General features: G+C 53.8%; 19 protein-coding genes. 15 read left to right on the top strand and 4 right to left on the bottom strand.

Translation table 11 applies throughout. From position 1 onward, the window contains the following. Positions 1 to 88: 88 nt before the first annotated feature. The 4 genes from V1572_RS06855 to map all read right to left on the bottom strand — a co-directional run bounded on the left by V1572_RS06855 (position 89) and on the right by map (position 4,979). Positions 89 to 478 (bottom strand): DUF3461 family protein, encoded by a 390-nt coding sequence (locus V1572_RS06855; RefSeq protein WP_008501916.1) that lies wholly within the window; start codon positions 476 to 478, stop codon positions 89 to 91. Between the two features lie 111 nt (positions 479 to 589). Further along, positions 590 to 1,414 (bottom strand): 2,3,4,5-tetrahydropyridine-2,6-dicarboxylate N-succinyltransferase, encoded by an 825-nt coding sequence (gene dapD, locus V1572_RS06860; protein ID WP_008501915.1) that lies wholly within the window; start codon positions 1,412 to 1,414, stop codon positions 590 to 592. 32 nt (positions 1,415 to 1,446) lie between these two features. Then, on the bottom strand, positions 1,447 to 4,122 hold the full coding sequence (gene glnD / locus V1572_RS06865; RefSeq protein ID WP_325819262.1) for a bifunctional uridylyltransferase/uridylyl-removing protein GlnD: 2,676 nt from the start codon (positions 4,120 to 4,122) through the stop codon (positions 1,447 to 1,449). Between the two features lie 62 nt (positions 4,123 to 4,184). Continuing rightward, a complete protein-coding gene (map, locus tag V1572_RS06870) occupies positions 4,185 to 4,979 on the bottom strand; it encodes a type I methionyl aminopeptidase (RefSeq protein WP_045907833.1) in 795 nt (264 codons plus the stop codon). A 321-nt stretch (positions 4,980 to 5,300) separates the two neighbouring features. Here map and rpsB point away from each other — a divergent pair, with 321 nt between their 5' ends. The 15 genes from rpsB (at position 5,301) to rnhB (ending at position 20,269) form a co-directional block, all read left to right on the top strand. After that, on the top strand, positions 5,301 to 6,026 hold the full coding sequence (rpsB, locus tag V1572_RS06875) for a 30S ribosomal protein S2 (RefSeq protein WP_013095653.1): 726 nt from the start codon (positions 5,301 to 5,303) through the stop codon (positions 6,024 to 6,026). Positions 6,027 to 6,143: 117 nt separating this feature from the next. Then, on the top strand, positions 6,144 to 6,995 hold the full coding sequence (tsf, locus tag V1572_RS06880) for a translation elongation factor Ts (protein ID WP_014830708.1): 852 nt from the start codon (positions 6,144 to 6,146) through the stop codon (positions 6,993 to 6,995). Between the two features lie 150 nt (positions 6,996 to 7,145). Continuing rightward, on the top strand, positions 7,146 to 7,871 hold the full coding sequence (gene pyrH, locus V1572_RS06885; protein ID WP_008501910.1) for a UMP kinase: 726 nt from the start codon (positions 7,146 to 7,148) through the stop codon (positions 7,869 to 7,871). Between the two features lie 167 nt (positions 7,872 to 8,038). Then, a complete protein-coding gene (gene frr / locus V1572_RS06890) occupies positions 8,039 to 8,596 on the top strand; it encodes a ribosome recycling factor (protein ID WP_008501909.1) in 558 nt (185 codons plus the stop codon). A gap of 93 nt (positions 8,597 to 8,689) precedes the next feature. Continuing rightward, complete coding sequence (ispC, locus tag V1572_RS06895) at positions 8,690 to 9,889, top strand: 1-deoxy-D-xylulose-5-phosphate reductoisomerase (protein ID WP_395299811.1); 1,200 nt, start codon at positions 8,690 to 8,692, stop codon at positions 9,887 to 9,889. A gap of 186 nt (positions 9,890 to 10,075) precedes the next feature. After that, positions 10,076 to 10,834, top strand: coding sequence for a (2E,6E)-farnesyl-diphosphate-specific ditrans,polycis-undecaprenyl-diphosphate synthase (gene ispU / locus V1572_RS06900; RefSeq protein ID WP_047651476.1), 759 nt, complete (start codon positions 10,076 to 10,078; stop codon positions 10,832 to 10,834). Positions 10,835 to 10,846: 12 nt separating this feature from the next. Continuing rightward, positions 10,847 to 11,704, top strand: a complete 858-nt coding sequence (cdsA, locus tag V1572_RS06905; RefSeq protein ID WP_045907836.1) for a phosphatidate cytidylyltransferase — start codon at positions 10,847 to 10,849, stop codon at positions 11,702 to 11,704. Positions 11,705 to 11,715: 11 nt separating this feature from the next. Next, entirely contained in the window at positions 11,716 to 13,068 is a 1,353-nt protein-coding gene (gene rseP, locus V1572_RS06910) for a sigma E protease regulator RseP (RefSeq protein ID WP_024907524.1), read from the top strand. A gap of 31 nt (positions 13,069 to 13,099) precedes the next feature. Continuing rightward, entirely contained in the window at positions 13,100 to 15,532 is a 2,433-nt protein-coding gene (gene bamA, locus V1572_RS06915; RefSeq protein WP_048028440.1) for an outer membrane protein assembly factor BamA, read from the top strand. 122 nt (positions 15,533 to 15,654) lie between these two features. Next, positions 15,655 to 16,149: a molecular chaperone Skp gene (skp, locus tag V1572_RS06920; protein WP_045907838.1), complete on the top strand. Its 495-nt coding sequence runs from the start codon at positions 15,655 to 15,657 to the stop codon at positions 16,147 to 16,149. Positions 16,150 to 16,152: 3 nt separating this feature from the next. After that, positions 16,153 to 17,178, top strand: a complete 1,026-nt coding sequence (lpxD, locus tag V1572_RS06925; protein ID WP_023345460.1) for a UDP-3-O-(3-hydroxymyristoyl)glucosamine N-acyltransferase — start codon at positions 16,153 to 16,155, stop codon at positions 17,176 to 17,178. Between the two features lie 102 nt (positions 17,179 to 17,280). Further along, entirely contained in the window at positions 17,281 to 17,736 is a 456-nt protein-coding gene (fabZ, locus tag V1572_RS06930; protein WP_010426706.1) for a 3-hydroxyacyl-ACP dehydratase FabZ, read from the top strand. A 3-nt stretch (positions 17,737 to 17,739) separates the two neighbouring features. Beyond that, the gene (lpxA, locus tag V1572_RS06935; RefSeq protein WP_045907839.1) at positions 17,740 to 18,528 is read left to right on the top strand and encodes an acyl-ACP--UDP-N-acetylglucosamine O-acyltransferase; all 789 of its coding nucleotides are present in this window, start codon (positions 17,740 to 17,742) and stop codon (positions 18,526 to 18,528) included. After that, entirely contained in the window at positions 18,528 to 19,676 is a 1,149-nt protein-coding gene (gene lpxB, locus V1572_RS06940; protein ID WP_395299812.1) for a lipid-A-disaccharide synthase, read from the top strand. The genes lpxA and lpxB overlap by 1 nt, the downstream gene beginning before the upstream one ends. Next, positions 19,673 to 20,269, top strand: a complete 597-nt coding sequence (gene rnhB / locus V1572_RS06945) for a ribonuclease HII (protein ID WP_045907841.1) — start codon at positions 19,673 to 19,675, stop codon at positions 20,267 to 20,269. Before lpxB ends, rnhB begins: the two co-directional genes overlap by 4 nt. The last annotated feature ends 7 nt before the right edge of the window (positions 20,270 to 20,276 follow it).

Here is a 20,276-nt window from a genome sequence, read left to right on the forward strand (position 1 = left end):
GCTGTTTGCCGGGTGGCGGCTTCGCCTTACCCGGCCTACATGCGTTCGTAGGCCCGGTAAGCGAAGCGCCACCGGGCAATAAAACGGCTTATTTGTTGCGGGTTAACTTCTCAAGATCCGCTTCAATCTCGCTGATCTTATTGGTAACAACGCTTTCAAGGTGACGCAGGTCGTCAAGGATCTTACGCTTGAGATCGACTTCGGTGCGGTCGCGCTGGCAGATCTGATCGAGTTCATCGATCACATAGCGTAGGTTAGGGCTGATTTCCTGTACTTCTTTGTATCCCTGTCCTACACCGTCAGCAACAACGGTCTTACGCTGGCGTGGGTATTTAAACTTCACGCTTTTGGCGAAAAACTCTCCTTTGTCCTTGTGAAAATAGATTTTCAAAATATCGTTGTTGGCTTCCTGGCGGAGGCTGTAACGATCAATTTCATCAGGATTGGTAATGCCCAGACTTTTCAGATTATCGTACATAGCGGTACCCTTGATCTCAACATAACCTTTGAATAATTAACGAAAAAATCTATTTTCGCCACCCTCAGATATAAAAAAAGCGGGGTTGCCCCCGCTTTTTGTTATACCCGATTAATCGATGGTGCGCAGCAATTCGTTGATGCCCACTTTACCACGCGTTTTCGCATCCACTTTCTTCACGATAACCGCACAGTACAGGCTGTATTTGCCATCTTTTGACGGCAGGTTGCCGGACACCACGACGGAGCCCGCCGGAACGCGACCGTAATGCACTTCGCCGGTTTCACGATCGTAAATACGGGTGCTCTGGCCGATGTAAACGCCCATGGAGATCACGGAGCCTTCTTCCACGATCACGCCTTCAACCACTTCAGAGCGCGCGCCGATGAAGCAGTTATCTTCGATGATGGTCGGGTTAGCCTGCAGTGGCTCCAGAACACCACCGATGCCCACGCCGCCGGACAGGTGAACGTTTTTACCGATCTGCGCGCAGGAACCGACAGTTGCCCAGGTGTCGACCATGGTACCTTCGTCAACGTAGGCACCGATGTTCACGTAGGATGGCATCAGCACGGTATTACGTGCGATGAAGGCGCCCTGGCGCACTGCCGCAGGCGGTACCACGCGGAAACCTTCTTTCTGGAAACGCGCTTCGTCGTAGTCAGCGAACTTCATTGGCACTTTATCGAAGTAGCGGCTTTCTGCTCCGTCGATAACCTGGTTATCGTTGATGCGGAAAGAGAGCAGCACGGCTTTCTTCAGCCATTGATGAGTGACCCACTGACCGTCGATTTTTTCTGCCACGCGCAGCGCGCCGGAATCCAGCAGGGAAATCACCTGGTTTACCGCTTCACGGGTCACGGTATCCACATTTGCCGGGGTAATCTCGGCGCGACGCTCAAAAGCGGACTCAATAACGTTCTGTAACTGCTGCATTGTTTACTCTTTCCATTTCACTAAAAAACATATCACCCTTTATCGTTTGGATTGAGGGCTGCTGTCAACCGTTGTTGCACTTCAAGCTGCAGGTCATTATTAAGGGCACGCCGGTCGGCGGTGGCGATTATAAATAAATCTTCTACTCGCTCGCCAATGGTTGTAATTCGGGCTCCATGAAGCGAAATTCCCAGATCGGCAAAAACCTGGCCGACGCGGGCGAGCAGCCCCGGCTGGTCGAGCGCGATCAGCTCAAGGAACGATTTACGATCGGTGTGGGTGGGCAGGAAATTGACCTCGGTATCCACGGTGAAGTGGCGCAATTTCGCCGGCTGGCGACGCGGCTGCGGGGGTTGCCAGCTGCGCTGGGTGATCGCCTGCTCCAGACCAAAACGTATCCCTTCATGCCTGTCTGACGACAGCGGGCTGCCGTCCGGCTCCAGCACAATAAAGGTGTCCATTGCCATGCCGTCGCGGGTGGTGAAAATCTGCGCGTCGTGCACGCTCAAATTACGCCTGTCCAGCTCGGCGCAGACCGCAGCAAACAGATAAGGGCGGTCCGGGCTCCAGATGAAAATCTCCGTCCCGCCGCGGGTGGCCTGCGGGCTCAGCAGGATCATCGGCTGGGACAGATCGTGCTTGAGCAGATGCCGCGCGTGCCACGCAAGCTGGTTTGGGCTATGGCGGACAAAATAGTTGGCGCGGCAGCGGGCCCAAATCTGATGTAACGCCTCTTCATCAATGTTATCCATCCGCAGCAGCGCCAGCGCCTGCAGCTGGTGGTGACGCACGCGCTCGCGCATATCCGGCGTGTTCTGCATCCCGCGACGCAGCTGTTTTTCGGTGGCGAAGTACAGCTCGCGCAGCAGGCTTTGCTTCCAGCTGTTCCATAACGTTTCGTTGGTGGCGCAGATATCGGCCACCGTCAGGCAGACCAGATAGCGCAGGCGGTTTTCTGTCTGAACCTCTTCCGCGAACTGCTTAATGACTTCCGGGTCCTGAATGTCCCGACGCTGGGCGGTGACCGACATCAGCAGGTGATGGCGCACCAGCCAGGCCACCAGCTGCGTTTCACGTGAGTTCAGGCCGTGCAGCTCGGCAAATTTCAGCACGTCCTGCGCGCCGAGCACCGAGTGGTCGCCGCCGCGACCTTTGGCGATGTCGTGGAACAGGGCGGCAATCAGGATCAGCTCCGGATGGGTCAGGCGCGGCCACAGCTCGACGCACAGCGGGTGGCGGGAGCGCGTCTCTTCTTTCGCAAAGCTTTCCAGCTTGAGCATCACGCGGATCGTGTGTTCATCCACCGTGTAGGCGTGGAACAGATCGAACTGCATCTGCCCGACGATATGCGACCACTGCGGCATATAGGCCCACAGCACGCTGTGACGGTGCATCGGCAGCAGGCCGCGGCTGACGGCACCCGGGTGGCGGAGCATGCTCAGGAACAGCGAACGGGCTTCCGGGATATAGCACAGCGGCTCCGTCAAATGGCGGCGCGCGTGGCGCAGATGGCGCAGGGTGGTGGAGTAGATCCCGGTGATGGTGCTGTTGCGCACCATGGTATAGAACATCCGCAGAATCGCTTCCGGCTCGCGAATAAACAGCGTTTCGTCGCGGAGATCGATAAGCGTGCCGCGCAGCTGGAATTCGTCATCAATCGGGCGCGGCTTTTCGTCGGCCGTCAGGGCCAGAATGGCCTCGTCGAACAGCTGCAACAGCATCTGGTTCAGCTCGGTCACCCGGCGGGTGACGCGGAAGAAATCCTTCATCATCTGCTCAACCGGCTCGTTGCCTTCGCCCTGATAGTTCAGCCGCTGCGCCACGCTGAGCTGACGGTCAAACAGCAGGCGGTTATCGTAGCGCGTAACTTCCAGATGCAGGGCAAAGCGGATGCGCCAGAGCAGGTGCAGACACTCGTTGAGCTCGTTACGCTCCGCCTCGGTTAAAAAGCCGAAGCCAACCATCTCGTCCAGCGAGGTGGCGCCAAAATGGCGTCGGGCGACCCACTGTAGCGTGTGGATGTCGCGCAGGCCGCCGGGGCTGCTTTTAATATCGGGCTCAAGGTTATAGCTGGTGCCGTGGTAGCGCTGGTGGCGCTGGTTTTGCTCCTCGACCTTCGCGGCGAAGAACTTTTCTGACGGCCAGAAGCCGTCGCTGAAGATGTGTTTTTGCAGCTCCAGGAACAGCGCGACGTCGCCAATCAGCAGGCGGGTTTCAATCAGGTTGGTGGCAACGGTCAGGTCCGACAGCCCTTCCAGCAGACACTCTTCCAGGGTACGCACGCTGTGGCCGACTTCCAGCTTTACGTCCCAGAGCAGGGTCAGCAGCTCGCCGATTTTTTGCGCCTGTTCGTCCGGCAGCTTTTTGCGGCTTAAGATCAGGAGATCGATATCGGAAAGCGGATGCAACTCACCGCGGCCATAGCCTCCGACGGCAACCAGCGCAACATCGCTGATTTGTCCAAACCCATAATCGATCCACAGACGCTGCAGCAGCTGGTCGATAAATTCGGTGCGCGCCTCAATCAGCTGTTCTGCTGATATGCCCGCATCAAATGCGCTGCCCAGCCAGCGGTGAAAGACATCCATGTGCGCCTTGATGCCGGCACAAGTCAGCTCGTGCTGCGGCCAGACGCCCGGGTTATCGGGCTGGTCGGGGAGGGTGGGAAGAGCTGTGTTAGCATACTGTTCGGGTAAAAGATTACTCATCGTGCGCCACCCATAAGAAAAAGCTATAGCCATTAAAAAAGCCGGCATTTGCCGGCTTTTTATCATTCGTCGTGCGTCAGTATCGCCGGGATGGTGTCATCCTTGCGCAACGTCATAATTTCGCAGCCGTTGTCTGTTACCACAATAGTATGCTCGTACTGCGCAGACAAGCTTCTGTCTTTGGTTTTCACCGTCCAGCCGTCTTTCATGGTACGGATGCGGTAATCACCCGCGTTGACCATTGGCTCAATGGTAAAGGTCATGCCTTTTTGCAGCACCACGCCGCCGTCATCGGCATCATAGTGCAGAACCTGCGGCTCTTCGTGGAAGACGCGGCCAATGCCGTGACCGCAGTACTCGCGTACCACGGAGAACCCTTCTGCTTCGACAAATTTCTGGATTGCCGCGCCGATGGTGCGCAGGCGAATACCCGGTTTCACCATTTTCAGCGCCAGGTAGAGGCTTTCCTGGGTAACTTTGCACAGACGCTCGCCAAGAATGGTCGGCTTGCCAACGATGAACATTTTTGAGGTGTCACCGTGGTACTCGTCTTTAATGACGGTCACGTCGATGTTAACGATGTCGCCGTCTTTCAGCAGTTTTTCATCGTCCGGAATACCGTGACACACCACTTCATTAATAGAGATGCAGACGGATTTCGGGAAACCGTGGTAGCCGAGGCAGGCGGAAACCGCGTGCTGCTCGTTCACGATATAGTCGTTACAGATGCGGTCCAGTTCACCGGTGCTGACGCCCGGCTTCACGAACGGCTCGATCATTTCCAGCACTTCCGCGGCCAGACGACCGGCGATGCGCATCTTTTCAATTTCTTCAGGTGTCTTAATAGAGATAGCCATGTAATCTGTCCATCGGTGTCGATTTTTTCGACAATACTAGTCTAAGTGTCGTCAATGGTATCAGTCAGGCACGCTTCGTGCCAAATTGAGAATCATTAACAGCACACTCCGCCAACAACTGTTGGTTTCTGGTCGTGTTTTGTGGTATAAAGCGCGCCGGACTTCCGATCCATCTCAGATACACAGGCTGGACGGGAGCGACAAATCTCACTTTGTGTAACAACACACACGTATCGGCACATATTCCGGGGTGCCCTTCGGGGTCGGTAATATGGGATACGTGGAGGCATAACCCCAACTTTCAATATAGAGGTTTTAAACATGGCAACTGTTTCCATGCGCGACATGCTCAAGGCTGGTGTTCACTTTGGTCACCAGACCCGTTACTGGAACCCGAAAATGAAGCCTTTCATCTTCGGCGCACGTAACAAAGTTCACATCATCAACCTTGAGAAAACGGTACCAATGTTCAACGAAGCCCTGGCTGAGCTGAACAAGATCGCTTCCCGTAAAGGTAAGATTCTGTTCGTTGGTACTAAGCGCGCTGCAAGCGAAGCTGTGAAAGATGCTGCTAACAGCTGCGACCAGTTCTTCGTGAACCATCGCTGGTTGGGCGGCATGCTGACCAACTGGAAAACTGTTCGTCAGTCCATCAAGCGCCTGAAAGATCTGGAAACCCAGTCTCAGGACGGTACTTTCGACAAGCTGACTAAGAAAGAAGCGCTGATGCGCACTCGTGAACTGGACAAGCTGGAAAACAGCCTGGGCGGTATCAAAGATATGGGCGGCCTGCCAGACGCGCTGTTCGTAATCGATGCAGACCACGAGCACATCGCAATCAAAGAAGCTAACAACCTGGGTATCCCGGTATTCGCTATCGTTGATACCAACTCCGATCCGGACGGTGTTGACTTCGTTATCCCGGGTAACGACGACGCAATCCGTGCTGTTAGCCTGTACCTGAGCGCTGTAGCTGCTACCGTTCGTGAAGGCCGTTCCCAGGATCTGGCTTCTCAGGCGGAAGAAAGCTTCGTAGAAGCTGAATAATAAGGTTTTACCCCTTATTAGTACCGTGTATGAATAGGGGCCCATTACCGGCCCCTTTTTTCAATTTACACTGTTTGGCCCCCGGCCGGGCAGTTCACATCTCCCGAGGATTTAAGAATGGCTGAAATTACCGCATCCCTGGTAAAAGAGCTGCGCGAGCGTACTGGCGCAGGCATGATGGATTGCAAAAAAGCGCTGACTGAAGCGAACGGCGACATCGAGCTGGCAATCGAAAACATGCGTAAATCCGGTGCGATCAAAGCAGCTAAAAAAGCAGGCAACGTTGCTGCTGACGGCGTGATCATCACTAAAATCGACGGCACCTACGGCATCATTCTGGAAGTTAACTGCCAGACTGACTTCGTTGCTAAAGATGGTGGTTTCCAGGCATTTGCTAACAAAGTTCTGGACGCAGCGGTTGCTGGCAAAATCACTGACGTTGAAGTTCTGAAAGCACAGTTCGAAGAAGAACGTGTTGCGCTGGTTGCTAAAATCGGTGAGAACATCAACATCCGTCGCGTTGCTTCTCTGGAAGGCGACGTTCTGGGCTCTTACCAGCACGGTGCACGTATCGGTGTTCTGGTTGCGGCTAAAGGCGCTGACGAAGAGCTGGTTAAACAGCTGGCAATGCACATCGCTGCAAGCAAGCCAGAATTCGTTAAGCCAGAAGACGTGTCTGCTGAAGTGGTAGAGAAAGAGTACCAGGTTCAGCTGGACATCGCGATGCAGTCTGGTAAACCAAAAGAAATCGCAGAGAAAATGGTTGAAGGCCGCATGAAGAAATTCACCGGCGAAGTTTCTCTGACTGGCCAGCCATTCGTTATGGATCCAAGCAAGTCTGTTGCTCAGCTGCTGAAAGAGCACAACGCTGACGTAACTGGCTTCATCCGCTTCGAAGTGGGCGAAGGCATCGAGAAAGTTGAGACTGACTTCGCAGCAGAAGTTGCTGCAATGTCCAAGCAGTCTTAATGATTGAAAAGGAGCCGCCTGAGGGCGGCTTCTTTTTGTCACCCGTCACAGGAAATCAGACAGGCTCCAGTATCGCTGTACTGATTTGCGGCATATCATGTCGCCAGAATTAACCCCCATCTTAATCGTTGACAGTCTCAGGAAAGAAACATGGCTACCAATGCAAAACCCGTGTACAAACGCATTCTGCTTAAGCTGAGTGGCGAAGCGCTGCAGGGATCGGAAGGCTTCGGTATTGACGCAAGCATCCTTGATCGCATGGCACAGGAAATCAAAGAACTGGTCGAACTGGGCATCCAGGTTGGCGTGGTCATTGGCGGTGGCAACCTTTTCCGTGGTGCTGGTCTGGCGAAAGCGGGGATGAACCGCGTTGTGGGCGACCACATGGGTATGCTGGCAACCGTGATGAATGGCCTGGCGATGCGTGATGCGCTCCATCGCGCCTATGTGAACGCCCGCCTGATGTCCGCGATCCCCCTGAATGGCGTATGCGATAATTACAGCTGGGCAGAAGCTATCAGCCTGCTGCGCAACAACCGCGTGGTGATCCTCTCCGCCGGTACGGGTAACCCGTTCTTTACGACCGATTCCGCTGCCTGCCTGCGCGGTATCGAGATCGAAGCTGATGTGGTACTGAAAGCGACCAAAGTCGATGGCGTGTTTACTGCCGACCCGGCAAAAGATCCGTCTGCAACCATGTACGATCAGCTGAGCTACAGCGAAGTGCTGGATAAAGAGCTGAAAGTGATGGATCTTGCCGCCTTCACGCTGGCTCGTGACCACAAACTGCCGATTCGTGTCTTCAACATGAACAAACCTGGCGCACTGCGTCGCGTGGTCATGGGCGAAAAAGAAGGCACTTTGATCACGGAATAATTTCCGTTGACGATAAATACAGGTAAGATTCCGCTTTATTTTGTAGTGGTATCTTACCCGGGCGCGCCTTTGGCGTTGTCATGAATTAAACGCGACTATACTTAGCACACCTGTAGCGCTGTGCTGGCGGATAGTCTGCCTGAGACAAGTTTTCAAGGATTCGTAACGTGATTAACGACATCAGAAAAGATGCTGAAGTACGCATGGAAAAATGCGTAGAAGCGTTCAAAACCCAAATCAGCAAAATCCGTACTGGCCGTGCTTCCCCAAGCCTGCTGGATGGCATCATCGTCGAGTACTACGGTACGCCAACCCCTCTGCGTCAGCTGGCGAGCGTGACGGTAGAAGATACCCGTACGCTGAAAATCAACGTATTCGATCGTTCTATGGGCCCGGCGGTTGAGAAAGCGATCATGGCGTCTGACCTCGGTCTGAACCCAAGCTCTGCGGGTGCTGACATCCGCGTTCCACTGCCACCGCTGACCGAAGAGCGTCGTAAAGACCTGATCAAAGTGGTGCGTGGCGAAGCTGAGCAGGGTCGTGTCTCCGTGCGTAACGTTCGCCGCGACGCGAACGATAAAGTCAAAGCGCTGCTGAAAGAAAAAGAGATCAGTGAAGATGACGATCGTCGTTCCCAGGACGACATTCAGAAAATGACTGACGCTGCCATCAAGAAAATTGATGCGGCGCTGGCAGATAAAGAAGCGGAACTGATGCAGTTCTGATTTCTGTCGTACACTGATAAACGCCGTTCAGAGAGACTTAGGGTCTTGCTGGCGGCGTTTTGCTTTTATCTGGTCTAACTTTTCGGGCATCTCATGAAGCATTTAACACTCCTCGGCTCAACCGGCTCTATCGGTTGCAGTACTCTCGACGTCGTTCGCCATAATCCTGAACTTTACACCGTGACAGCGCTGGTGGCCGGTAAGAATGTGCAGCGAATGGTTGAGCAGTGCCTGGAGTTTACGCCCCGCTATGCGGTGATGGATGACGAAGAGAGCGCGCGCCTGCTGAAAGCACAGCTGCTTGAGAAGGGCTGCCGAACCGAGGTGCTGAGTGGTCAACAGGCAGCCTGCGAGATGGCGGCGCTGGATGACGTGGATCAGGTGATGGCGGCCATCGTCGGGGCGGCAGGATTATTGCCGACGCTTGCCGCGATTGATGCCGGTAAGGACGTTCTGCTGGCCAATAAAGAGTCGCTGGTGACCTGCGGACGCCTGTTTATGGAGGCGGTGAAGCAGCACGAGGCGCGTCTTTTGCCTGTCGACAGCGAGCACAACGCGATTTTTCAGAGTTTACCGCAACCTTTTCAACAGAACCTGGGGTACGCTGACCTGGAGCAGAATGGCGTCGTGTCTATTCTGCTTACCGGGTCTGGTGGCCCGTTCCGTGAAACGCCACTGTCTGAACTGCGTGCCATGACGCCGGATCAGGCGTGCCGTCATCCGAACTGGTCGATGGGGCGTAAAATCTCCGTTGACTCTGCCACCATGATGAACAAAGGTCTGGAATACATTGAAGCGCGCTGGCTGTTCAATGCGTCAGCGAAACAGATGGAAGTACTGATTCACCCACAATCGGTGATTCATTCGATGGTGCGTTATCAGGATGGCAGCGTGCTGGCGCAGTTGGGCGAACCGGATATGCGTACGCCAATTGCCCATTCCATGGCGTGGCCGAATCGAGTGAAGTCCGGCGTGAAGCCGCTTGATTTCTGCAAGCTAAGTTCCCTGACGTTCAGTGAGCCAGACTACGACCGTTACCCTTGTCTGAAGCTTGCGATGACGGCCTTTGACCAGGGGCAGGCGGCGACAACGGCACTGAATGCAGCCAATGAAATTACCGTTGAAGCATTTCTGAATCAGCAAATTCGTTTTACCGATATCGCGGCGTTGAATTTAGCGGTACTGGAGATGATGGATTTGCGCGAACCACAGAGCGTGGAAGAGGTGCTGGCGGTGGATGCAGCTGCGCGTAATATTGCGCGCCAACAGGTGACACGTCTCGCAAGCTGGTGATAAAGCAACCACTAGTCGTCGTGCTATTTGTTAGCGTTGGGCTTCAGTGATATAGTCTGCGCCACCTGATCGCAGGTATTTGACTTTACGTGGTCAGGTGAGCCGTGGTTTTACACGGCTTTTTTATGTATCGGCTTCAGTATTCCTGAGTACCGTTAAATCCTTTTCAGGGACAAAAAACGCGTTATGTTGTCTGCGAATCAACCAATAAGCGAAAACTTGCCAGCGCATGGCTGCCGTCATGTAGCAATCATTATGGATGGCAATGGCCGCTGGGCGAAAAGACAAGGGAAAATACGAGCCTTTGGGCATAAAGCTGGGGCGAAATCTGTTCGCCGCGCCGTTTCTTTTGCCGCCAATAACGGCATTGATGCGTTAACGCTCTATGCTTTTAGCAGTGAAAACTGGAATCGACCACTGCAGGAAGTGACTGCGTTGATGGAATTGTTTGTGTGGGCGCTAGACAGCGAAGTAAAAAGCCTGCACCGCCACAACGTCCGCCTGCGTATCATTGGCGATACCAGTCGTTTTAACTCACGTTTGCAGGAACGGATTCGCAAAGCAGAAGCGCTGACGGAAAATAATACCGGACTGACGCTGAATATTGCGGCGAATTACGGCGGACGCTGGGATATTATCCAGGGCGTTCGGCATCTGGCCGAACAGGTTCAGGAAGGGCTGTTGAGACCCGACCAAATTGATGAAGAGGCGCTGAGCAAGCAAATCTGCATGAATGAACAGGCACCTGTGGATTTGGTAATTAGGACAGGGGGGGAACATCGCATAAGTAACTTTTTGATATGGCAAATTGCCTATGCTGAACTTTACTTTACGGATGTTCTTTGGCCCGATTTTGATGAACAAGACTTTGAAGGTGCGCTGCATGCCTTTGCCAATCGAGAGCGTCGTTTCGGCGGCACCGAGCCTGGTGGCGATAACGCCTGATGGGGGTAGCTTTTGCTGAAGTATCGCCTGATTTCCGCTTTTGTATTAATACCCATTGTCATTGCGGCGCTGTTTTTACTGCCCCCGGTGGGATTCGCTATTGTTACGCTGGTGGTGTGCATGCTCGCCGCGTGGGAATGGGGACAGTTTAGCGGCTTTACCTCGCGCACGCAGCGAGTATGGCTTGCGGTACTGTGTGGCTTTATTCTGGCCATAATGCTGTTTACGTTGCCTGAATATCATCATGATATTCATCAGCCCCTGGTGGCCGGTTCCTTGTGGATATCGTTGGCCTGGTGGGTGGCCGCGCTGTTGCTGGTGCTGTTTTATCCCGGCTCCGCGGCGTTATGGCGTCATTCAAAAGTGCTGCGACTGATTTTTGGTTTGCTCACCATTATTCCTTTTTTCTGGGGTATGGTTGCGCTGCGCGCCTGGCACTACGACGAAAACCACTACAGCGGTGCGATCTGGCTGCTTTATGTGATGATTCTCGTCTGGGGGGCTGACTCCGGGGCCTATATGTTTGGTAAACTGTTTGGCAAACATAAGCTGGCGCCGAAGGTTTCTCCGGGCAAAACCTGGCAAGGATTCATCGGCGGTTTGTTTACGGCCGCGATCATCTCCTGGGGCTACGGCGTCTGGGCGAATCTTGAAGTGGCACCGTCAATATTGCTGGTGTGCTCGATTTTTGCTGCGCTTGCCTCCGTGCTCGGTGATTTAACCGAAAGTATGTTCAAGCGTGAAGCAGGGATTAAGGACAGTGGACACCTGATTCCAGGGCATGGCGGTATACTGGATCGCATTGATAGCCTGACAGCGGCTGTTCCCGTGTTTGCGTGTTTGCTTTTACTGGTATTCGGGACGATTTAACGGAAGGTTTTATGCTGAGCATTCTCTGGAATCTGGCGGCGTTCATAGTTGCACTGGGTGTACTGATTACCGTGCATGAATTTGGCCATTTCTGGGTTGCTCGCCGCTGTGGTGTGCGCGTAGAGCGGTTTTCCATCGGTTTTGGTAAATCACTCTGGACGCGCACCGATCGCCACGGCACGGAATTTGTCATCGCCCTTATCCCGCTGGGCGGCTACGTCAAAATGCTCGACGAACGCGTCGAGCCTGTCGCGCCTGAGCTGCGACACAGCGCATTCAACAATAAAACCGTTGGACAACGCGCCGCCATCATCGCTGCCGGACCGGTAGCCAACTTCATCTTTGCGATTTTCGCTTACTGGCTGGTGTTTATCATCGGCGTCCCTGGCGTACGTCCGGTTGTCGGTGAAATTGCCCCCAACTCCATCGCGGCGAGTGCGCAAATTACATCCGGGATGGAACTTAAAGCGATTGATGGTATCGAAACCCCTGATTGGGATGCCGTGCGACTGCAGCTGGTTGCTAAAATTGGCGATCCGCAGACCACCATCAGCGTATCGCCGTTTGGGTCAGACGCCCGTCAGGACAAAGTGCTCGATTTACGTCACTGGCGTTTCGAGCCGGACAAAGAGGATCCCGTCGCTGCGCTGGGCATTCGTCCACGCGGCGCACAGATCGAGCCGGTATTAGCCGAAGTCCAGGCCAACTCGGCGGCGAGCAAAGCGGGTTTGCAAGCAGGCGACAGGATCGTTAAAGTCGATGGTCAACCATTAACAGAGTGGATGACCTTTGTTACTCTGGTGCGCGATAATCCGGGTACGTCTCTCGCGCTGGAAGTTGAAAGGCAGGGCAGTCCGCTTTCGCTGACGCTGATCCCGGATACGAAGTCGGTCGGCAAGAAGGCAGAAGGGTTTGCAGGCGTTGTGCCAAAAGTGATCCCGCTGCCAGATGAGTACAAGACAATACGCCAGTATGGGCCGTTCAGCGCCATCCTTGAAGCCACGGATAAAACATGGCAACTGATGAAGCTGACGGTCAACATGTTGGGGAAATTGATAACCGGTGATGTGAAACTGAACAACCTCAGTGGGCCAATTTCGATTGCTCAGGGGGCTGGGATGTCAGCGGAATTCGGGGTGATTTACTATCTCATGTTCCTCGCGCTCATTAGCGTGAACCTTGGGATAATCAACCTGTTCCCGCTTCCCGTTTTAGACGGGGGTCATCTGCTGTTTTTAGCGATTGAAAAGCTAAAAGGCGGACCGGTATCCGAGCGAGTTCAAGACTTTAGTTATCGCATTGGCTCGATTTTGCTGGTGCTGTTAATGGGGCTTGCACTTTTCAATGATTTCTCTCGGTTGTAAGAGAGTTAGTTAGGAAGAACGCATAATAACGATGGCGATGAAAAAGTTGCTCATAGCGTCGCTGCTGTTTAGCAGCGCCACCGTATACGGTGCTGACGGGTTCGTAGTGAAAGACATTCATTTCGAAGGCCTTCAGCGTGTCGCCGTTGGTGCGGCCCTCCTCAGTATGCCTGTGCGCCCCGGCGATACGGTTAATGATGATGATATCAGTAACACCATCCGTGCTCTGTTTGCCACCGGCAACTTCGAGGATGTCCGCGTCCTGCGCGATGGTGATACGCTGCTGGTACAGGTAAAAGAACGTCCAACGATCGCCAGTATCACTTTCTCCGGCAACAAGTCGGTGAAAGATGACATGCTCAAGCAAAACCTTGAAGCATCCGGTGTTCGTGTGGGGGAGTCTCTGGACCGCACAACCCTTTCAGACATTGAAAAAGGTCTGGAAGACTTCTACTACAGCGTCGGTAAATACAGCGCCAGCGTGAAAGCGGTTGTTACTCCGCTGCCACGTAACCGTGTTGACCTGAAGCTGGTCTTCCAGGAAGGTGTTTCTGCGAAGATCCAGCAGATCAACATTGTCGGCAACCACGCGTTCAGCACCGACGAACTGATCTCCACCTTCCAGCTGCGCGATGAAGTGCCATGGTGGAACGTGGTAGGCGATCGCAAATACCAGAAACAGAAACTGGCGGGCGACCTTGAAACCCTGCGCAGCTACTATCTGGATCGTGGTTACGCGCGTTTCAATATCGACTCGACTCAGGTGAGTCTGACGCCGGACAAGAAAGGCATCTACATTACGATCAACATCACTGAAGGCGATCAGTACAAGCTTTCGGGTGTTGAGGTAAGTGGTAACCTGGCGGGGCATTCTGCTGAAATCGAATCGCTGACCAAAATTCAGCCAGGCGATCTCTATAGCGGTTCCAAGGTCACCAAAATGGAAGACAGCATTAAGAAGCTGCTCGGCCGTTATGGTTATGCCTATCCGCGCGTACAGACTCAGCCGGAAATCAATGACGCGGATAAAACCGTTAAGCTGCACGTGAATGTTGACGCGGGTAACCGTTTCTACGTGCGTAAGATCCGCTTCGTCGGTAACGACACCTCCAAAGACTCCGTTCTGCGTCGCGAAATGCGTCAGATGGAAGGCGCATGGTTAGGTAGCGATCTCGTTGATCAGGGTAAAGAGCGTCTGAACCGTCTGGGCTATTTTGAAACGGTGGACACCGACACCCAGCGCGTACCGGGCAGCCCGGATCAGGTTGATGTCGTTTATAAAGTGAAAGAGCGTAACACCGGTAGCTTCAACTTCGGTGTGGGCTACGGTACCGAAAGCGGCGTCAGCTTCCAGGTCGGCGTGCAGCAAGATAACTGGCTGGGTACGGGTTACTCTGTCGGAATTAACGGTACCAAAAACGACTACCAGACTTACTCTGAGTTCTCTGTAACGAACCCATACTTCACCGTTGACGGTGTGAGCCTGGGCGGTCGTATCTTCTATAACGACTTTAAAGCAGACGATGCGGATCTGTCCTCGTACACCAACAAGAGTTACGGTGTGGACGGTACGCTTGGCTTCCCGATCAACGAATACAACACCCTGCGTGCGGGCTTAGGTTACGTGCATAACGACCTGTCCAATATGCAACCGCAGGTGGCGATGTGGCGTTATCTGGATTCTATTGGCCAGTCAGCGAGCACCACCAGCGATAATAACGGTTTTGCGGCGGATGACTTCACCTTCAACTACGGCTGGACCTATAACCGTCTCGACCGTGGCTACTTCCCAACGGAAGGTTCTCGCGTCAACCTGAACGGTAAAGTCACCGTGCCGGGCTCCGATAACGAGTTCTATAAGGTGACGCTGGATACCGCGTCCTACTTCCCGATCGACGACGATCATAAGTGGGTGGTTCTGGGTCGTACCCGCTGGGGCTATGGTGATGGTTTAGGCGGCAAAGAACTGCCGTTCTATGAAAACTTCTATGCCGGTGGTTCCAGTACCGTTCGTGGCTTCCAGTCCAACAACATTGGTCCGAAAGCGGTTTACTACGGCGGGAACGACAAAGATAACTGCGATAAATCCGCCACAGATGCAAACGGTAATAAAAATGTCTGTAGCTCCGATGACGCAGTCGGCGGTAATGCTATGGCCGTTGCCAGCCTGGAGTTCATCACTCCAACGCCGTTTATCAGCGATAAATACGCGAACTCCGTCCGTACGTCCTTCTTCTGGGATGCGGGCACGGTGTGGGATACCAACTGGCAGAATACGGCCCAGATGCGTGCGGCAGGTGTTCCTGACTACAGCGATCCGAGCAATATTCGCATGTCTGCCGGTATCGCATTACAATGGATGTCACCGCTGGGGCCGTTGGTCTTCTCTTACGCCCAGCCGTTTAAGAAATATGATGGAGATAAGTCGGAGCAATTCCAGTTTAACATTGGTAAAACCTGGTAATAATCCGCAGCAAAGGAATGCGTTGGCAGTGTAGCGCTGACAACTGGCGATCGGTAAAACGATCGCCTTGCCACGCAAAGAACGGTACCTTCTGGTGCCAATGGGATGGTAAGGAGTTAATTGTGAAAAAGTGGTTATTAGCTGCAGGTCTCGGTTTAGCGATGGCAACTTCTGCTCAGGCAGCAGACAAAATTGCAATCGTCAACATGGGTAATTTGTTCCAGCAGGTTGCACAGAAAACAGGTGTTTCTGCGACTCTGGAAAACGAATTCAAAGGCCGTGCAAGCGAACTGCAGGGTATGGAAAACGATCTTCAGTCCAAAATGCAGCGTCTGCAGCGTGATGGTTCTACCATGAAAGCAAGCGACCGCAGCAAGCTGGAAAAAGACGTAATGGCTCAGCGCCAGACGTTCTCCCAGAAAGCGCAGGCTTTCGAGCAGGATCGTCAGCGTCGTTCTAACGAAGAACGCGGCAAGCTGGTGACTCGCATTCAGACCGCTGTTAAAGCAGTGGCTGCCGATCAGAGCATCGATCTGGTTGTTGATGCGAACGCCGTTGCTTTCAACAGCAAAGATGTTAAAGACATCACTGCTGATGTTCTGAAACAGGTTAAATAAGTAATGCCTTCAATTCGACTGGCTGATTTAGCTCAGCAGTTGGATGCAGAATTACACGGTGATGGCGATATCGTCATCACCGCTGTTGCGTCCATGCAATCTGCTAAAGCTGGCACGATTACCTTCATGGTAAGCCCTAAGTACCGTGAGCAACTGGCTCAATGCCAGGCGTCAGCTGTTGTTCTGACGCAGGACGATCTTCCATTTGCCACTGTAAGCGCGCTGGTAGTGAAAAACCCCTACCTGACGTATGCACGCATGGCTCAAATTCTTGATACCACGCCGCAACCGGCCCAGAACATTGCTGCCAGCGCAGCGATTGATGAGACGGCCAGGCTGGGTAACAACGTCGCCGTTGGGGCGAATGCGGTTATCGAATCCGGCGTTGTGCTGGGCGATAACGTCGTCATTGGCCCAGGCTGCTTCGTTGGGAAAAATACGAAAATCGGCGCGGGGACCCGTTTGTGGGCCAATGTGTCCGTTTATCATGACGTGGAAATTGGCGAAAACTGCCTCGTTCAGTCCAGCACCGTGATTGGTTCTGATGGCTTTGGTTACGCTAACGATCGCGGTAACTGGGTGAAGATCCCGCAGCTTGGTCGCGTCATTATTGGCGATCGCGTGGAGATCGGCGCCTGTACCACCATTGACCGTGGCGCGCTTGACGACACGATCATTGGCAATGGTGTTATCATCGATAACCAGTGCCAGATTGCGCATAACGTTGTGATTGGCGACAATACCGCGGTTGCAGGTGGCGTCATCATGGCGGGCAGCCTGAAAATTGGCCGTTATTGCATGATTGGCGGTGCGAGCGTGATTAATGGCCATATGGAAATTTGCGACAAGGTGACCGTGACGGGAATGGGCATGGTAATGCGTCCTATCACTGAACCTGGCGTCTATTCCTCCGGCATTCCGCTTCAGCCCAACAAGGTATGGCGTAAAACAGCAGCTCTGGTGATGAACATTGATGATATGAGCAAGCGCCTCAAGTCTCTTGAGCGTAAGATCGATCAACAAGACTAAGCGTCATCCGTTGAACGCTATTTTTCCCGGCCTGTCGGCTTTCTAATAAACCGGCAGGCCGTGTTATTATTGTTATCAGTACATTTTGACAGGAAGAGTATTTTGACTACTGACACTCATACTCTGCATATTGAAGAGATTTTAGAACTTCTGCCGCACCGCTACCCGTTTCTGCTGGTAGATCGTGTGCTGGATTTTGAAGAAGGTCGTTTTCTGCGCGCAGTGAAAAATGTTTCCGTGAACGAGCCGTTCTTCCAGGGCCACTTCCCTGGTAAGCCTATCTTCCCGGGTGTGTTGATTCTGGAAGCGATGGCTCAGGCTACCGGTATTCTGGCGTTCAAAAGCGTCGGTAAACTGGAGCCAGGTGAGCTGTATTACTTCGCGGGTATTGATGAAGCGCGCTTTAAGCGCCCTGTCGTGCCTGGTGATCAGATGATCATGGAAGTCACTTTTGAAAAAACGCGTCGTGGCCTGACTCGCTTCAAAGGCGTAGCGCTGGTTGACGGCAAAGTTGTTTGCGAAGCGACGATGATGTGTGCTCGTAGCCGGGAGTCCTGATACGTGATTGATAAATCCGCCTTTATTCATCCTACCGCGATTGTGGAAACCGGTGCCATCATTGGTGCTAACGTCCACATTGGCCCGTTTTGTATTGTTGGACCCCATGTCGAAATTGGTGAGGGTACAGTACTGAAATCTCACGTTGTCGTGAATGGTCACACGACCATTGGCTGCAATAATGAGATCTATCAGTTCGCCTCCATCGGCGAAGTTAACCAGGATCTGAAATATGCTGGTGAGTCGACCCGTCTGGAAATTGGCGATCGTAACCGTATTCGCGAAAGCGTCACCATTCATCGTGGAACAGTACAGGGTGGTGGGTTGACGAAGGTGGGCAGCGATAACCTGTTTATGGTGAATGCGCATATCGCGCACGACTGTACCGTGGGTGACCGCTGTATTCTTGCCAACAACGCCACGCTGGCAGGACACGTATCGGTTGATGACTTCGCCATCATTGGCGGCATGACCGCAGTCCATCAGTTCTGCATCATTGGTGCGCACGTGATGGTCGGTGGATGCTCCGGTGTGGCGCAGGACGTCCCACCGTATGTGATTGCGCAGGGCAACCATGCCACGCCGTTTGGTGTGAACATCGAAGGCCTCAAGCGTCGTGGCTTTAGTCGCGAAGCGATTACTGCCATCCGCAACGCGTACAAACTGCTGTATCGCAGCGGTAAAACGCTGGAAGAGGCGAAGCCGGAAATTGCCGAACTGGCGAAAAAGCACCCGGAAGTGGACGCGTTCATGGAGTTCTTTGACCGTTCAACAAGGGGTCTGATTCGTTAATGGTCGACAGTCGTCCGCTTACGATAGCCCTGGTCGCCGGAGAAACCTCCGGCGATATTCTTGGTGCAGGTCTCATCCGTGCGCTTAAGGCGCGTGTACCCAATGCTCGCTTTGTCGGCGTTGCTGGCCCGCTGATGCAGGCCGAAGGCTGTGAAGCCTGGTACGAAATGGAAGAGCTGGCCGTGATGGGTATCGTTGAGGTGCTGGGACGGCTGCGCCGTTTGCTGCACATTCGTGCCGATCTCACCCGCCGCTTTACAGAACTCAAACCCGATGTGTTTGTCGGTATCGATGCACCTGATTTCAATATTACCCTCGAAGGGAACCTGAAAAAGCAGGGCATTAAAACCATTCACTACGTCAGTCCGTCCGTCTGGGCGTGGCGACAGAAACGCGTTTTCAAAATCGGACGGTCCACCCACCTGGTGCTGGCTTTCCTGCCTTTCGAAAAAGCGTTTTACGACAGATTTAATGTTCCGTGCCGTTTTATCGGTCATACCATGGCGGATGCAATGCCACTGGATCCGGATAAAAACGCGGCGCGCGACATGCTGGGCATCCCCCATGATGTGCACTGTCTGGCCTTGCTGCCCGGCAGCCGTGGCGCAGAAGTGGAGATGCTGAGTGCTGATTTCCTCAAGACAGCGCAAATTCTTCGCCAGACGTACCCCGATCTCGAAGTGGTCGTGCCGCTGGTGAATGCCAAACGCCGCGAGCAGTTTGAGCGCATCAAAGCAGACGTCGGCCCGGATCTTCACGTCCGTCTTCTGGACGGGCAAGGGCGGGAAGCAATGTATGCGAGCGATGCCGCACTGCTGGCCTCCGGCACGGCGGCGCTGGAATGTATGCTGGCGAAATGCCCGATGGTGGTCGGTTATCGCATGAAGCCGTTTACCTTCTGGCTGGCAAAACGTCTGGTGAAAACGGATTATGTCTCCCTGCCAAACCTGCTTGCCGGGCGCGAGCTGGTGAAAGAGCTGCTGCAGGATGAGTGCCAGCCGCAGGCGCTTGCCGAGGCGCTGCTGCCGCTGCTCGCCAACGGTAAAACCAGCCACCAGATGCACGATACCTTCCGTGAACTGCATCAACTGATCCGCTGTCATGCTGATGAGCAAGCGGCCGATGCGGTGCTGGAGTTAGCAAAATGATGGAATTTGTTTATCCTCACACCCACCTTGTGGCGGGTGTGGACGAAGTGGGTCGTGGTCCGTTAGTGGGAGCCGTGGTGACCGCTGCGGTGATCCTCGATCCGGCTCGGCCGATCGTCGGGCTGAACGACTCTAAAAAATTGTCTGAAAAGCGCCGGCTGGCGCTGTTTAGTGAGATTCAGGAGAAAGCGCTGGCCTGGAGTCTCGGGCGCGCTGAGCCGCATGAGATAGACGAGCTGAATATTTTGCATGCCACGATGCTGGCGATGCAGCGTGCGGTAGCGGGGCTGAAAATCGCCCCTGAATATGTCCTGATTGACGGCAACCGCTGTCCGGCACTGCCCATGCCTTCAATGGCAGTGGTCAAAGGCGATAGCCGGGTCGCAGAAATTAGCGCAGCTTCTATTATTGCCAAAGTGACACGCGACGCTGAAATGGCCGCGCTCGACCTCACTTACCCTCAGTATGGTTTCGCCCAGCATAAGGGATATCCCACACCTTTCCACCTGGAGAGGCTGGCTGAACATGGCGCAACCGAACACCATCGGCGCAGTTTTGGCCCGGTGAAACGCGCCCTGGGACGGGTGTCCTGAATCATTA

The organism is Enterobacter quasiroggenkampii (genome assembly GCF_043972695.1).
Taxonomy (GTDB): domain Bacteria; phylum Pseudomonadota; class Gammaproteobacteria; order Enterobacterales; family Enterobacteriaceae; genus Enterobacter; species Enterobacter quasiroggenkampii.